The following is a 14,422-nucleotide window of genomic DNA, read 5'->3' on the forward strand; positions in this document are numbered from 1 at the left end:
GAGCAGTTCCGCGCGGCGGCGCAGTTCCTCCGCGGGCGCGGGGCGGTGTCGGGCGCGGGCGCGGTGGCAGGTCGGTGGGCGGCGGTGGCGGGTGCGGCCGTCGGAGGCGGGATCGCGGCCGGGGCCGCTGGTCGCGGGCGACATGCGTGAGCGTGATCGAAGTGCCATGGAACGAGGATCGGACAACTCGCCCCATCGCGATGATCTTGCTCAATTCCGGGGGACAGTCACCCAGTTGTGGACAACTCCGTCACCCACACGGGCCTCCTCGGCGGCCCGCGCTACCGGGGCGAAACAACCGCCCCCAACAACCCGGGCCCCGTGTGCGCCCCGATCACCGCCCCGACCTCGCTCACATGCAGCTCGGCGAGCCCCGGTACCCGGGCCCGCAACCGGTCGGCGAGGGCGGACGCCCGGTCGGGGGCGGCGAGATGGTGGACGGCGATGTCGACCTCGGCGGTGCCCGCCCGGTCGGCCGCGATCTCCTCGAGGCGGGCGATCGCCTTGGACGCCGTACGGACCTTCTCCAGGAGTTCGATGCGGCCGCCGTCCAGCTGCAGCAGCGGTTTCACGGCGAGCGCGGAGCCCAGCAGGGCCTGTGCGGCACCGATGCGGCCACCCCGGCGGAGGTAGTCGAGGGTGTCGACGTAGAAGTAGGCGGAGGTGCCCGCGGCCCGCTTCTCCGCCGCGGTCACGGCCTCGTCCACCGTGCCGCCCGACTCCGCAGCCTCGGCCGCGGCGAGTGCGCAGAAGCCGAGCGCCATGGCGACCATCCCGGTGTCCACCACCCGTACCGGCACCGGCGCCTCGCGCGACGCGACGACGGCGGCGTCGTAGGTGCCCGACAACTCGGCGGACAGGTGCAGTGAGACGATGCCGGTGGCCCCGGACTCGGCGACCCTGCGGTAGGTCTCCGCGAACTCCTGCGGGCTGGGCCGGGACGTCGTGACCGGGCGGCGCTTCTGCAGGGCCTGGGCGAGCGAACGGGTCGAGATCTCCGTGCCCTCTTCGAGCGCCTGGTCGCCGAGGACCACCGTCAGGGGCACCGCTGTGATGCCGTGGCGCTCCATCGTCCGCGGCGGCAGGTAGGCCGTTGAATCGGTGACGATCGCGACATGGCGGGACATGAGCTGGAGGTTACCTGCCGTAGCGCCCGGACGGCAGCCCGGCCCCTCTCACCAGGGCCGGGAGCGGCCGGATCAAGTCGTGCTCTCGGGGCGGGTCTTCTTCTGCCACGGGTAGGCGGGACGCGGGCCGGGCGGGGTGATGGCGGTCCGGGTCGGTTCGTCGGCGGTGCGCGAGCCCGGGGTCTCCGACCAGGTCTGCTGTCCGGCCGGCTCCTCGGTCTCGGCGGCCTCGGGCCACTGCGGGAACGCGTCCGGGGTGTCCGCGCGGGTCCAGTGCCGCAGCGCGCCGGTCTCCACGTCGATCTGTGCGCTCAGGGCGTCCAGGTCGTCCTCGGCGAAGCGGTGGGCCCGGTCGCGGGCGGCCCAGCGCAGGGAGTCCGCGGACTCGGTGATGCGCTCGGTGCGTCGACGCAGGTCCGGCAGGCGGGCGGCGAGGGTGGCGCGGTCCGGTTCGGACTCCAGGCGCTTGAGCTCGCCGTCCAGTTCGTGTCCGTGCGCGCTGAGGCGCTGGAAGAGGCCGAGGGACTCGCGCAGCGACTCGTCCTCGGTGACGCCGGCCCGCAGCGCTTCCTGGGTGGCGCGCATCGAGGTGCGCAGGGCGAGCCGGAGCTGGACGATCTCGGCCGCCGGTCCGGTCTGGGCGAAGGACTTGGCGCGCAGCGTGTGGTCCTCCACGGTGCGGCGGGCCTGCGTGATCGTGCGGTCCACGCCGCGCTTGGCGGCGCCGATCACCTTGACCGCGGCGACGGTGCCGAGGACCACGAACAGCAGGAAGAGCAGGGCGAACACGGTGATCACTGCTTCCACGACGCTCCTCCTCGGGACTGCCACGTCACGCCTCGCACGGCGTTTCGTGCTCCTCCACGGTAAACGCAACGGGCAGGCCCGGAGTTCCGGAAGAACCCCGAACCTGCCCGTAGGGGACTACCCCGAGGCAGTCGGCCGCGGGTGGCCCGGACACCTGCGCCGGGCCGCGTGACGCTTACGCCGGGACGATGTTCACCAGCTTCGGCGCCCGCACGATCACCTTGCGGATGCCCGCGCCGCCCAGCGCCCGTACGACGGCCTCGTCGGCCAGCGCCACCTTCTCCAGCTCCTCGTCGGAGATGGCCGGCGGGACCTCCAGGCGGGCCTTGACCTTGCCCTTGATCTGCACGACGCAGGTCACGGTCTCGTCGACGACGTAGGCCGGGTCGGCGACCGGGAAGTCCTGGTGGACGACCGTGTCGGTGTGGCCCAGCCTGCGCCACAGCTCCTCGGCGATGTGCGGGGCCAGCGGCGCGACCATCAGGACCAGCGGCTCGGCGACCGAGCGCGGCAGGGCTCCGCCCGCCTTGGTCAGGTGGTTGTTCAGCTCGGTGACCTTGGCGATGGCCGTGTTGAAGCGCAGGCCCTCCAGGTCCTGGCGCACGCCGTCGATCGCCTTGTGCAGGGCGCGCAGCGCGTCCTCGTCGGGCTCGGCGTCAAAGACGGTGACCTCGCCGGTCGCCTCGTCGACGATGTTGCGCCACAGCCGCTGCAGCAGCCGGAACTGGCCGACCACCGCGCGGGTGTCCCAGGGGCGGGAGACGTCCAGCGGGCCCATCGCCATCTCGTACAGGCGCAGCGTGTCGGCGCCGTACTCGGCGGCGATCTCGTCCGGAGTCACCGCGTTCTTCAGGGACTTGCCCATCTTGCCCAGCAGACGGGAGACCTTCTCGCCCTCGTAGTAGTAGGCGCCGTCGCGCTCCTCCACCTCGGCGGCGGGCACCGCGATGCCACGGCTGTCGCGGTAGACGTAGGCCTGGATCATGCCCTGGTTGAACAGCTTGTGGAACGGCTCCGCGGAGGAGACGTGCCCCAGGTCGTACAGGACCTTGGACCAGAAGCGGGCGTACAGCAGGTGCAGCACGGCGTGCTCGGCGCCGCCGACGTACAGGTCGACACCGCCGTGCGGCTGACCCGCGCGCGGGCCCATCCAGTACCGCTCGATCTCGGGGTCGACCAGCTTCTCGCCGTTGTGCGGGTCCAGGTAGCGCAGCTCGTACCAGCAGGAACCGGCCCAGTTGGGCATGGTGTTGGTCTCGCGGCGGTACTTCTTCGGTCCGTCGCCCAGGTCCAGGGTGACGTTGACCCACTCCTCGTTGCGCGACAGCGGGGTCTCGGGCCGGGTGTCGGCGTCGTCCGCGTCGAAGGTGCGCGGCGAGTAGTCCTCGACCTCGGGCAGCTCCAGGGGCAGCATCGACTCGGGCAGCGAGTGGGCGATGCCGTCCTCGTCGTAGACGATCGGGAAGGGCTCGCCCCAGTAGCGCTGGCGGCTGAACAGCCAGTCGCGCAGGCGGAAGTTGACCGTGCCCTGGCCGATGCCCTTGCGTTCCAGCCACTCGGTGATGCGCGCCTTGGCGTCGGCGACGCCCAGGCCGTCCAGCTTGATGTCGTCGTTGGAGGAGTTGATGATCTTCGCGTCGTACGACGAGAAGGCGTCCTCCCACGTGGAGGTGTCGGTGCCGCGGCCGTCGGTCGGCTCGACGATGCAGTGGATCGGCAGCTCGAAGGCGCGCGCGAACTCGAAGTCGCGCTGGTCGCCCGCCGGGACGGCCATGATCGCGCCGGTGCCGTAGCCCATCAGCACGTAGTCGGCGATGAAGACGGGGACCCGCTCGCCGTTGACCGGGTTGGTGGCGTACGCGCCGGTGAAGACGCCGGTCTTGTCCTTGGCCTCGGCCTGCCGCTCCACGTCGGACTTGGCGCCGGCCTGCGCGCGGTACGCGGCGACGGCCTCGGCCGGGGTCGCGTGGCCGCCGGTCCACACCGCGTGGGTGCCCTCGGGCCAGGCCTGCGGGGTGAACTTCTCGACCAGCGGGTGCTCGGGGGCCAGCACCATGTAGGTCGCGCCGAACAGGGTGTCCGGGCGGGTGGTGAAGACCGTGATGTGCTCGCCGTCGATCGGGAAGTCGACGCGGGCACCCTCGGAGCGGCCGATCCAGTTGCGCTGCTGCAGCTTGATGGCCTCGGGCCAGTCCAGCTCCGCCAGGTCCTCCAGCAGCCGGTCGGCGTAGGCCGTGATGCGCATGTTCCACTGGCGCAGCTTGGCCTTGAAGACGGGGAAGTTGCCGCGCTCGGAGCGGCCGTCGGCGGTGACCTCCTCGTTGGCCAGCACGGTGCCCAGGCCGGGGCACCAGTTGACGGGCGCGTCGGAGGCGTACGCCAGGCGGAACTCGCTCAGCACGTCGGCGCGCTCGGCGGCGCTCAGTTCGTTCCACGCGCGCGCGTGGCCCGGGACGCCACGCTCACCGGACTCGAACTGGGCGATCAGCTCGGCGATCGGCCGGGCCTTGTTCGCCTCGTCGTCGTACCAGGAGTTGAAGATCTGCAGGAAGATCCACTGGGTCCACTTGTAGTAGTCCGGGTCGATCGTGGCGAACGACCGGCGCTTGTCGTGGCCCAGGCCCAGCCGGCGCAGCTGGGACTTCATGTTGTTGATGGCCGCCTCGGTGGTGACGCGGGGGTGCTCGCCGGTCTGCACGGCGTGCTGCTCGGCCGGCAGGCCGAAGGCGTCGAAGCCCAGGGTGTGCAGGACGTTGTGGCCGGTCATCCGCTGGAAGCGGGCGAAGACGTCGGTGGCGATGTAGCCCAGGGGGTGACCGACGTGCAGACCCGCACCGGAGGGGTACGGGAACATGTCCATGATGAACTTCTTGGGCCTGGCGACCACCTCGGGGTCGCCGGCCAGGTCACCGCTGGGGTTCGGCGCCGCGTACGTGCCCTCGGCGTCCCAGAAGTCCTGCCAGCGTGCCTCGATCTCGGCCGCCATGGCGGCCGTGTAGCGGTGCGGCGCCGCCACCTCGGCGGTGGCGGCGGGGTTCGTCTCGCTCATGATCCTCAAAGCTCCATCGATCGTCTCTGCCGGCGGCTGCGATTCCCTGGAAACGAAAAATCCCCTCGCACAGGAGGGGACGCCGCGCCGATGCCGACCATCCGATTCACCCGGTGGTCGGGATTGATCAGCGCGGCTCGCTAAGCAGAAGGCGTACGGCACACATGGCGTCAGGGTACCGCAGCCCTTGAGCAAGCCGCGACGCGCTTCCGTATGTCTGGTTGACACAACCAGTACTGAACGAAAGTCAAAGGTTACTTCGCGTAACACCCAGTAAGGGACGCCACGGCGGCCACATTGTCCGTTGATAACAACGCAATAACTCAAAGCTCGTACTGATCGGTATGGCGCCACTTAGAGTTCGGCACCGGGACCGCCTTCCCGAACTGCTCGGAGTTGCCCCCATGAACCCTCGTAGTAACAGCTCGCTCCCCAAGCCCGGCCGCTCGGCCTATGGGGTGGCCTCGGCTGTCGTCCTGCTGCTCATACCCGTGGTGGTGCTGAACGGCGGCGGCTGGCTCCAGGACTTCCTGAACTTCGGTGCGGGAGTCCTGTGCCTGGTCAGCCTCACCTGCTCGGTGATCTGGGGCCTCGTCGCCCAGGACCGGCTCATCCTCAACACCCGCCAGCGGATCGTCGCCCAGGGCATCCACCGGGTGACCGCCGTCGCCTCGATCGCCTTCCTCCTGGTGCACATCACGATCAAGCTGGCACTCGACCACACGGTCCTGATCGCCGCGCTGATCCCCTTCAGCCTCGGCGTCAAGGGCAGCGCGGGGCTGATCGGCCTCGGCTCCCTGGCCGGCCTGCTCATGATCTTCGTGGGCGTCACGGGCGCGCTGCGCAACCAGTTCGCCTCCCCGGCGCCGGTGGCGGCGCGCTGGCGCGCGATGCACATGCTGGCCTACCCGGCCCTGTGCGCGGCCCTGATCCACGGCCTGTTCGCGGGCCGCCCCGCGAAGGCGTTCTTCATGGTGTCGTACGAGCTGTGCCTGGTCGGAGTCATGGCGGCGCTCGCGCTGCGGGCCGCGCCGCGCCCGTTCAAGCGCAAGGTCGCCGACCGGATCGTCGCGCTCATCGGCTCCGAGGAGCGGGTGGGCCGCGAGGACCTGGACGCCAGCCGGGCCAGGGTCGCGGAGGCCGGGTCCGCCTCGGCAGCTTCATCTGCGTTGCCGGGCTACGAGAACCAGCGCTCCGCGAGGTCCTCGTACACGGACACGGCGGCCTCCCCCGCGGCGGCCGGCTACGGAGCCGCCGCGGCCGCCGAGCCGGCGTCCGGCTTCGCGGCCGCCTACCGGGCGGTCCAGTCGCCGTCGCGGCCCCGCCAGCCCTACGCGGCCGACCAGACGGCGCGCATGGACCTGCCGATGGACATGCGGCCCACCGAGGCGATGCCGCGCATGGACGGCCCCTCCAGCACCTCCGGCAGCTGGCCGATCCCGTCCCCGCCGCCGGTCGGCGAGGCGCCCCCGTCGGCCTACGACCCCCTCCAGGACACCGGATACAACATCCCCGTCTACGGCAATCCGGGCAGTGGCGGGTACGGCGGAAGTGACATGTACGACACCGGTGAGACGAACAACCTCTACGGCACGTACAACACGAACGACACGTACAACAGCGGTCCCGCCAATGAACCATCCCCCGGTGCGCCCTACGACGCGCCGGGTTCGGGCGAACCTTGGAACACGCCTTCCGGAGGCTATAGGTGAACGAGGCCCTGCCCGACGTACCAGAAGTCCGCGTGGTCGGCCTTCCGCAGCTCACGTCGGGCTTCGACCTTGTCGAACGGCTCGATCTGCCCATGCACCTGAAGGTGCACGGGCCGCTCGAACCGATGGGTGGCGAGCAGCTCGCGCAGCTCGCCGAACGCATCAACCTGAAGGGCCGCGGCGGCGCGGGCTTCCCCTTCCACAAGAAGCTGCGCTCGGTCGCCGAAGCGGCGATCAAGCGCGGCGTCCGGCCGGTCGTCGTCGTCAACGGAAGCGAGGACGAGCCGGCCTGCCGCAAGGACACGGTGCTCATCAACCGTGCCCCGCATCTCATCCTGGACGGCGCGCTGCTGTGCGCGGAGGCCCTGGGTGCGCGCACGCTCGTGGTGGGCGTCACCCGTGAGTCGACCCAGCGCTCCATGGAGGCCGCGCTCTCCGAGCGCGGCCTGAGCAACAGCCGCCGGTCGGCGCTGCGCGCGAGCGTGCAGCGCAACCCGGTGCGGATGGTCACCGGCGCCGCCGCGTCGCTGGTCCGTTCCATCGACGGCGGCCCGGCGATCCCGCCCGGCCGCAAGATCAGCGCCTCGCAGAGCGGTGTGGGCGGGGCCCCCACGCTGCTGTCGAACGCCGAGACCTTCGCCCAGCTGGCGATCGCCGCCCGCATCGGCCCCGAGCGCTACGGCAACACCGGTCTGTACGACGAGCCGGGCACCGTCATGCTGACGGTCTCCGGCGCGGTCGCCCGCCCGATGGTGATCGAGGTCCCCACGGGCGTGCCGCTGCGCTACGTCCTGCAGCTGGCCGGCGCCCCGCCGGTCCCCCAGGGCGTCCTGACCGGCGGCTACCACGGCAAGTGGATCGACGCCGCGACCGTCAACGAGGCGATCGTCTCCCGCAACTCGCTGGACGCGGTGGGCGGCGCGCTCGGCGCCGGCGCCATTCTGCCGATCACTCAGGAGACCTGTCCGCTGGGCGAGTCGCTGCGGGTGGCCCAGTGGCTGGCCGAGGAGAGCGCGGGCCAGTGCGGCCCGTGCTACCTCGGGCTGCCCGCCGCCGCGCGCGGCATGGAGGACATCCTCAACGGCGGCGGACCGGCCGCCCTTGAGGCGCTCAAGCAGGTCGCGAAGAACGTGAAGCGGCGCGGCGCGTGCTCGCACCCGGACGGCTCGGCGATGTTCCTGGAGTCGACCATCAAGGCGTTCACCGACGACCTCGCCGCGCATGTCCTCGGAAACGGCTGCGGACGGCCCGTGGAGGGCGTTCTGCCGCTCTTCGAGGGCGGCAAGGGCCCGGCGGGCATCCCGGGCGGCGCGGAGCAGGAAGAGAGCGGCGGCAGCCGCCAGAAGATCTACGTCGACTGGACCCTGTGCCGGGGCCACGGCCTGTGCGCGGACATCCTCCCGGAGGTCTTCCAGCTCGGCGCCGACGGCTTCCCGACCGTCGCCCAGGCGAGGGTGCCGCAGTACGCGGAGGCGAAGGCGCTGCGCGCGGTGCGCCGCTGCCCGGCGCTGGCGCTGCGCATCGAGGAGGACACCCGCGCGCAGGCGCCGTCGCGCAACCTGCCGGTCCTCTCCCAGGGACGCGGCCGCCGCGCGCTCGGCCGCTGAGCACACACGTACGGCGGGTCACCCGGTTCGGGTGGCCCGCCGTCGTCGTACCGGGCGGCCGCCCCGTACACCGAAGCGGTCATCACACGCCGAAGGCGGACCATCCTTTCGGATGGTCCGCCTTCGATTTCTGTGGAGCTAAGGAGAATTGAACTCCTGACCTCCTGCATGCCATGCAGGCGCTCTACCAACTGAGCTATAGCCCCTTGTTTTGTTCCGCCCGGCTTGCTCGGCGGCGACGCCAACATTACACGGTCGAAGGGGTGCTGCACCAAACCGTTTCCGTTCTGTACGGATTCGGGCGCTAGTGTCGGCCTTCGTGACCGCGATCCCGTTCTCCGGAGCCCATCGTCGTGCCCCGGTCGCCCTGGGGGCGTGCCTCATCTCGTTCACGGCGTTCTGGATCGCGCAGCGGGCCGCGCACGTGTCGATGATCGACCTGATGGTGTACCGGGCCGAGGGGGCGACCGTCCGCGCGGGAGGCGACCTGTACGCGCTGCGGACGACCACGGCCCATCTGTCCACCACCTACCCGCCGTTCGCGGCCCTGCTGTTCACGCCGCTGACGCTGCTGGACACCACGCACCTGCGCACGCTGGCGGCGGCCGGCAACCTCGCCCTGCTGGTGGCCTTCGTGCGGCTGTCGCTGAAACTCGTGGGGCACGCGCGCGTGGAGAGCGTCTGGTGGGTCGCGGCGGCCGTCGTGTGGTGCGAACCGGTGTGGACGACGCTGCGCTACGGACAGGTCAATCTGCTGCTCGCCGTCCTGGTGCTGTGGGATCTGTCACGCCGTCCGCCGCACGGCCGGGCCGGCTGGGCCGGAGTCGGCGTCGGGCTCGCCGCGGCGGTCAAGCTGACGCCCGCGCTGTTCGCGGTGTTCCTGTTCGCCACGGGCGCGGTGGCGTGGCTCAGGGGGCGCGACGGAGGGCCGTGGCTGCGCCACGCGCGCGGGGCGGCCGTCGCCTTCGCCGGGGCGACGCTGTTCGCGGCCGTCGTCCTGCCGTACGACTCGTGGCGGTTCTGGACCGCGATGGTGTTCCGCGCGGACCGGGTCGGGCACACCGAGGAGACCGCGAATCAGGCCCTGCGCGGCGTTCTGGCGCGCTTACTCCACACACCCGAGCCGGGAGCCGTCTGGACCGCCGTGGCGGCCGTGGTGGCCGTCTCGGGGCTGTCGGTGGCGGTCGCGGCGGAACTGCGGGGCCGGCGGGCCCTGGCGGTGCTCGGCTGCGCGGTGACCGCGCTGCTGATCAGTCCGGTGTCCTGGTCGCACCACTGGCTGTGGTGCGTGCCCCTGGTCCTGCTCCTGTGGACGCGCGGCCGCCGGGCGGCGGCCCTGGGCACGCTGCTGGTGTTCTGCTCGTACGCCCTGTGGTGGGTGCCGCATCGGCCGGGCCGATGCGAACTGCACCAGAACGGCGTCGAGTTCACGCTGTCGGCCCTCTACGCGCTGACCGGCTGCCTCTTCCTGGCGTGCGCCGGGGCATCGTTGCCGGGGCCCGGCCGGCTTCGGACGATGAGGCGTCGGACCGTGACGCGCCAGGCCGCGACGCCTCAGGCCGTGACGAAGGAATAGAACCGCTTGAGGGTGCAGTGCTCCTCAAGGAGCCTGCCGTAGATCGGCTCACCCTCCAGTTCGCGGTACGTCTCGATCGGGTCGCCTTTTATGATCAGCGCCCGTGCGCATTCCTCGCACCAGTACTGGTAGTCGGGATTGATCGGTTCCATGTCACGGACGATCGGCGTTCCACTGCCGCACCAGTCGCACTTTCGCCTGTGTGCACCCATCGATCAGCTCCAGCTGTGGCCGCAGGCCGTGCACACGTAGGAGATTCCGCCGTTGTCGCCGAGAACCTGGGCGACATGGGCCGAACCGCAGGAAGGGCAGCTGAGGCGGGTGGCCGTGTCCCGTATCAACGCCGCATCGAGGAGGTGAACGCCCTCCTCCAGGATGCTCGCAGGCATCGCTAATCCCTCCTGTCGGGCCGCGCCCCCTTCCGGCCGTTTGATTCTGCCACGGCCGGACCAATACGGTCAGCGACGCCTCAGTACCAGTCCGGACACGGCAGCCACCGTGGCCGTCCCGACCGGCGCCGACCTGCGCGCCGAGAGCGCCTCCGAAGAGGTATACGCCAGGGAGGCCCGACTGACTCAAGCCCGATCGGCACCAGTGTGCCGAAGAGCACGCTCCCCGCGTGGGGAGATCCTCGGACGTTCCGTCACAAGACCGACGGAATACAGAAGATCCCGCCCCCTTGCCGGGGACGGGATCTTCGTCACGATCTTTGACAACTCCTGAGAGTGTCGATCCGTGGAGCTAAGGAGAATTGAACTCCTGACCTCCTGCATGCCATGCAGGCGCTCTACCAACTGAGCTATAGCCCCTTGCGTTCTTCCCGCTCGGCGGGGCGAACAAGAAGAACTTTAGCCTGCGACCTGCCGGAAAGTGAAATCCGGGGTGCGGGGGCCCGCCGACGCTCAGTCGTCGTCGCCGAGGACGGGCTCCGGGAGGGTGCCCGCGTTGTGCTCCAGCAGCCGCCAGCCGCGCGCGCCTTCGCCCAGGACGGACCAGCAGCAGTTGGAGAGCCCGCCGAGGCTCTCCCAATGGCCGGCCTCCAGACCGAGCAGGCGCCCGATGGTGGTGCGGATGGTGCCGCCGTGGCTGACCACCACGAGGGTGCCGTCCTCGGGCAGCTTCTCGGCGTGCCGCAGCACGACGGGAGCGGCCCGGTCGGCCACCTCGGTCTCCAGTTCGCCACCGCCGCGGCGGACCGGCTCGCCGCGCTTCCACGCGGCGTACTCGGTGCCGTACCGGCCGATGATCTCCTCGTGCGTCAGGCCCTGCCAGACGCCCGCGTAGGTCTCGCGCAGGCCCTCGTCGCGGGTGATGTGCAGGCCGGTGAGGGTGGCGAGCTCGGCGGCCGTGTGCGCGGCCCGCCGCAGGTCCGAGGAGACGATCGCGTCGGGCTTCAGGGAGGCGAGCAGCCGGGCGGCCCGGCGGGCCTGGCCGACGCCGGTCTCGGTGAGCTCGACGTCGGTGGAGCCCTGGAAGCGGCGCTCCACGTTCCAGGAGGTCTGGCCGTGCCGCCACAGGATGATGCGGCGGCCCCGTCCCTTCCGGTCGGTCACCTCACCGGTGGGGCTCATCGCCATTCACCGTCCAGCTCGGCGGCGTCCTCCGCGGCCTGCAGCCGGGAGTGCTCCTCGGCCTTGCCGCGCGTGGCCTTGGCGTCGGCGGGCAGCTCGATCTCGGGGCAGTCCTTCCACAGCCGCTCCAGGGCGTAGAAGACGCGCTCCTCGCTGTGCTGGACGTGGACGACGATGTCGACGTAGTCGAGCAGGATCCAGCGGGACTCACGGTCGCCCTCGCGGCGCACCGGCTTGACGCCGAGCTCCTTGAGGAGCCGCTCCTCGATCTCGTCGACGATCGACTTGACCTGGCGGTCGTTGGGTGCGGAGGCCAGCAGGAAGGCATCCGTGATCGACAGGACGTCGCTGACGTCGTAGGCGATGACGTCGTGGGCGAGCTTGTCGGCGGCCGCCTGGGCGGCGGTGTTGATGAGCTCGATGGAACGGTCGGTGGCGGTCACTACATGGCTTTCCGTCGGCGGTCACTTGACCTCAAGGGTCTCACGGACCGCCGAGGGCACCTCATATGATTAACCGGGCACCCCGCGTGCCACGAGGGTCACGCGGGGTGCGCCTGCCGTCGTCAGGACGAGGACGGGTCGTAGTTCTGGCCGAGGATCACCGAGACGTCGGCGTTGGAGCCGACCGAGCCCTTCGTCACGGCGCCGGCGGGCAGCCCCAGGGTCTTGGCGACCTCGGTGGCGTTCTCCTTGTCGGCGGCGTCCCGGTAGATCACCTTGGACTGCGCCTGGGCGCTGGACGCCGTGCCGGCCTCCAGGAAGGTGAAGCCGCCGTTGAGGAGCACCACGCGGGCCTTGTCGGTGCGGTCCTTGATGCCGGTGGCGTTCTGGACGGAGACCCTGACGGCCGAGCCCGCCTCGGGGCTCTTGGCGGTGCCGCCGAGGATGTCCTTGACGACGCTGGCGCTGGTCTGGGCGCTCAGGGTGCCGTCGTTCTGGACGGGCAGCAGGGCCGTCTTGTAGTCGCCGCCCTTGGCGAGGTCGGCGAGCTTGGCGAGGAAGACACCGAGGTTCTTGTCGGACAGGGGCGGCTCGATGATCTGCCCCAGCGTCTGCACGGTGACGGTGGCGCCCTGCGCGTCGGACGACAGCTTGCGCAGCACCCCCTGCATGACCTGGCCGAACCGCTCAAGCTGGGCGTTGTCGGCCTCGCCGGAGGCCCGGTAGGTGGCGTAGGCGACGGCCATCTTGCCGCTCAGGGTCTGGTCCTTGCCCTTGTGGACGAGGGGCCCGGTGCCCTTCTTCTTCGCGCTCGGGTCGGGGACGTCGGCGTTGGTGTCGATGTCGATGTTGCCGACGAGCTCGACGAGGTTCTGCAGGTAGGGGGTGTCCAGCCGCCAGGTGCCCTCGATGTTGGTGCCGAGGACGGTGTCGAGCTGGTCGCGGGTCCCGGAGGAGCCGTCGTCGTCGACCGACTTGGCCAGGGTCGTGGTGGAGCCGTCGTCGCCGGACAGGGCGAGGGAGTTCGGCAGCAGGACGGTGCTGCCCTGCTTGGTCGTGGTGTTGTCCACGAGCAGCGCCGTGGAGGTGCCGCCCTTGCCGGTGTTGTGCAGGTGGACGACGATCACGTCGCGGTTCTGGGCACCCACGGCCGTCGCCGCGCCCTGCTTGGAGCCGGGCGAGGACAGGCCGGGGATCTTTCCGGCGTACCAGAGGTAGCCGACGCCGCCGGCCGCGACCAGGGCGAGGACCACGACCAGCGTGACGAGCCGGCTGCGGGCGCGGCGGCGGGCCTCCTCGCGGCGCTCGGTGCGGTTCTCGGTGAACTTCAGCCAGTCGATGACGTCTTCGGAGCTGTCCTCCGGCTCCTCGACGAAGGCGAACTGCCCGGTGTGGTAGTCCCGTTCGCGGGCGCCCAGATCCTCCGGGTCCTCGGCGGGAGCGACCTGCTGCGGGATGTGCGCGGTCTGCTCGGTCACCCGGGGCTGCTGCCCACTGACCGCCGCCTGCCCGTAGGGGTCGTAGGCCGGTGCGGGGCCGCGCCCGCCGTACGGGTCGTAGGGGTCGTGGGTGGGCACCGTCGGCTGCTGTCCGGTGTCGTAGCCGTCGTACGGCTGCACGGGCTGCTGCCGGCCCGTCGCGTACGGGTCGTAGCCGTAGCCCTGCCCGCCGGCGTACGGGTCGTACGTCTGCCGTGGACCCTGCTGCGCCGGGACCTGGCGGTACACGGGCTGTCCGTACTCGTCGTAGCCGACGAGCTCGTACTGGTCGCCTGTGTACCCCGACCCCGGGTCGTATCGGTCGTTCACCGGTGCCCCTCTCGGCTCACTCGCCGCGGTACAGCTCGCGCTTGTCGATGTAGCGCACGACTCCGTCCGGCACCATGTACCAGATGGGATCGCCCTTGGCGACTCTCGCACGGCAGTCTGTGGAGGAGATGGCGAGCGCGGGAACCTCCACGAGCGAGACGCCACCCTCCGGGAGTCCGGCGTCGGTCAGATGGTGACCGGGCCGGGTGACGCCGATGAAGTGCGCCAGGGAGAACAGTTCCTCCGTGTCGCGCCAGGTCAGCAGCTGGGCGAGGGCGTCGGCGCCGGTGATGAAGAAGAGATCGGTGTCGGGATTGAGCGCGCGCAGGTCACGCAGGGTGTCCACGGTGTAGGTGGGCCCGCCGCGGTCGATGTCGATGCGGCTCACGGAGAACTGCGGGTTCTCGGCGGTCGCGATGACCGTCATCAGGTAGCGGTCCTCGGCCGGGGAGACGCTGCGGTGGGACTTCTGCCACGGCTGGCCGGTGGGGACGAAGACCACCTCGTCCAGCTGGAACTGCGCCGCGACCTCGCTGGCCGCCACCAGGTGGCCGTGGTGGATCGGGTCGAACGTTCCGCCCATCACGCCGAGGCGGCGCTTGCCCGTGTGCGCGGGGCCGCTGCCGGGCCTGTTCTCCGGGGCCTTCACCATGTTGCCGGGGCCTTCACCATGTCGTTCGCCGTGTCATTCGCCGGACCGGTAGGCATGTCCTGCTCTCCCA

12 protein-coding genes and 2 tRNA genes are annotated in these 14,422 nt (G+C 70.8%); 3 read left to right on the forward strand and 11 right to left on the reverse strand.

Features of this window, described 5'->3' with window-relative positions; genetic code table 11:
• Window positions 1–281: 281 nt before the first annotated feature.
• The 3 genes from IPZ69_RS10310 to leuS all read right to left on the reverse strand — a co-directional run bounded on the left by IPZ69_RS10310 (window position 282) and on the right by leuS (window position 4,983).
• Window positions 282–1,127: a DegV family protein gene (locus IPZ69_RS10310; protein ID WP_235453741.1), complete on the reverse strand. Its 846-nt coding sequence runs from the start codon at window positions 1,125–1,127 to the stop codon at window positions 282–284.
• Between the two features lie 72 nt (window positions 1,128–1,199).
• On the reverse strand, window positions 1,200–1,934 hold the full coding sequence (locus IPZ69_RS10315; RefSeq protein ID WP_235453742.1) for a hypothetical protein: 735 nt from the start codon (window positions 1,932–1,934) through the stop codon (window positions 1,200–1,202).
• Window positions 1,935–2,109: 175 nt separating this feature from the next.
• A complete protein-coding gene (gene leuS, locus IPZ69_RS10320) occupies window positions 2,110–4,983 on the reverse strand; it encodes a leucine--tRNA ligase (RefSeq protein WP_235453743.1) in 2,874 nt (957 codons plus the stop codon).
• Window positions 4,984–5,387: 404 nt separating this feature from the next.
• Between leuS and IPZ69_RS10325 the strand changes: the two genes are divergently transcribed.
• Both IPZ69_RS10325 and IPZ69_RS10330 read left to right on the forward strand, forming a co-directional pair.
• Window positions 5,388–6,695 (forward strand): cytochrome b/b6 domain-containing protein, encoded by a 1,308-nt coding sequence (locus IPZ69_RS10325; protein ID WP_235453744.1) that lies wholly within the window; start codon window positions 5,388–5,390, stop codon window positions 6,693–6,695.
• Entirely contained in the window at window positions 6,692–8,302 is a 1,611-nt protein-coding gene (locus IPZ69_RS10330; protein WP_235453745.1) for an NADH-quinone oxidoreductase subunit NuoF family protein, read from the forward strand. The genes IPZ69_RS10325 and IPZ69_RS10330 overlap by 4 nt, the downstream gene beginning before the upstream one ends.
• Window positions 8,303–8,435: 133 nt before the next feature.
• Here the strand turns inward: IPZ69_RS10330 and IPZ69_RS10335 are convergent.
• Window positions 8,436–8,508, reverse strand: a tRNA-Ala gene (locus IPZ69_RS10335).
• A gap of 113 nt (window positions 8,509–8,621) precedes the next feature.
• On the opposite strand from IPZ69_RS10335, the gene IPZ69_RS10340 reads away from it, so the two are divergent.
• Window positions 8,622–9,878, forward strand: coding sequence for a glycosyltransferase 87 family protein (locus IPZ69_RS10340; RefSeq protein WP_235453746.1), 1,257 nt, complete (start codon window positions 8,622–8,624; stop codon window positions 9,876–9,878).
• Here IPZ69_RS10340 and IPZ69_RS10345 read toward each other — a convergent pair.
• The 7 genes from IPZ69_RS10345 to nadD all read right to left on the reverse strand — a co-directional run bounded on the left by IPZ69_RS10345 (window position 9,857) and on the right by nadD (window position 14,352).
• The gene (locus tag IPZ69_RS10345) at window positions 9,857–10,090 is read right to left on the reverse strand and encodes a hypothetical protein (RefSeq protein ID WP_006136074.1); all 234 of its coding nucleotides are present in this window, start codon (window positions 10,088–10,090) and stop codon (window positions 9,857–9,859) included. The two genes, IPZ69_RS10340 and IPZ69_RS10345, sit on opposite strands and share 22 nt — an antisense overlap.
• Window positions 10,091–10,093: 3 nt before the next feature.
• Window positions 10,094–10,267 carry a hypothetical protein gene (locus tag IPZ69_RS10350; RefSeq protein WP_235453747.1) on the reverse strand — a complete coding sequence of 58 codons (174 nt, stop codon included), beginning with the start codon at window positions 10,265–10,267 and terminating at the stop codon, window positions 10,094–10,096.
• A 347-nt stretch (window positions 10,268–10,614) separates the two neighbouring features.
• Window positions 10,615–10,687, reverse strand: a tRNA-Ala gene (locus tag IPZ69_RS10355).
• A 93-nt stretch (window positions 10,688–10,780) separates the two neighbouring features.
• Window positions 10,781–11,455, reverse strand: coding sequence for a histidine phosphatase family protein (locus IPZ69_RS10360; RefSeq protein ID WP_235453748.1), 675 nt, complete (start codon window positions 11,453–11,455; stop codon window positions 10,781–10,783).
• Complete coding sequence (gene rsfS / locus IPZ69_RS10365) at window positions 11,446–11,892, reverse strand: ribosome silencing factor (RefSeq protein ID WP_235453749.1); 447 nt, start codon at window positions 11,890–11,892, stop codon at window positions 11,446–11,448. The genes IPZ69_RS10360 and rsfS overlap by 10 nt, the downstream gene beginning before the upstream one ends.
• A 122-nt stretch (window positions 11,893–12,014) precedes the next feature.
• The gene (locus IPZ69_RS10370) at window positions 12,015–13,700 is read right to left on the reverse strand and encodes an LCP family protein (RefSeq protein WP_235453750.1); all 1,686 of its coding nucleotides are present in this window, start codon (window positions 13,698–13,700) and stop codon (window positions 12,015–12,017) included.
• Between the two features lie 16 nt (window positions 13,701–13,716).
• Window positions 13,717–14,352 carry a nicotinate-nucleotide adenylyltransferase gene (gene nadD / locus IPZ69_RS10375; RefSeq protein ID WP_235453751.1) on the reverse strand — a complete coding sequence of 212 codons (636 nt, stop codon included), beginning with the start codon at window positions 14,350–14,352 and terminating at the stop codon, window positions 13,717–13,719.
• Between the last annotated feature and the right edge of the window lie 70 nt (window positions 14,353–14,422).

It is taken from the genome of Streptomyces olivochromogenes, assembly GCF_021538895.1.
GTDB classification, from domain to species: Bacteria; Actinomycetota; Actinomycetes; order Streptomycetales; family Streptomycetaceae; genus Streptomyces; species Streptomyces olivochromogenes_A.

Bases quoted from the DNA above. Each gene is read 5' to 3' on its own strand.
- IPZ69_RS10310 (WP_235453741.1), bottom strand. From the start codon at position 1,127: ATGTCCCGCCATGTCGCGATCGTCACCGATTCAACGGCCTACCTGCCG.
- leuS (WP_235453743.1), bottom strand. From the start codon at position 4,983: ATGAGCGAGACGAACCCCGCCGCCACCGCCGAGGTGGCGGCGCCGCAC.
- IPZ69_RS10325 (WP_235453744.1), top strand. From the start codon at position 5,388: ATGAACCCTCGTAGTAACAGCTCGCTCCCCAAGCCCGGCCGCTCGGCC.
- IPZ69_RS10345 (WP_006136074.1), bottom strand. From the start codon at position 10,090: ATGGGTGCACACAGGCGAAAGTGCGACTGGTGCGGCAGTGGAACGCCG.
- IPZ69_RS10350 (WP_235453747.1), bottom strand. From the start codon at position 10,267: ATGCCTGCGAGCATCCTGGAGGAGGGCGTTCACCTCCTCGATGCGGCG.
- IPZ69_RS10360 (WP_235453748.1), bottom strand. From the start codon at position 11,455: ATGGCGATGAGCCCCACCGGTGAGGTGACCGACCGGAAGGGACGGGGC.
- nadD (WP_235453751.1), bottom strand. From the start codon at position 14,352: ATGGTGAAGGCCCCGGAGAACAGGCCCGGCAGCGGCCCCGCGCACACG.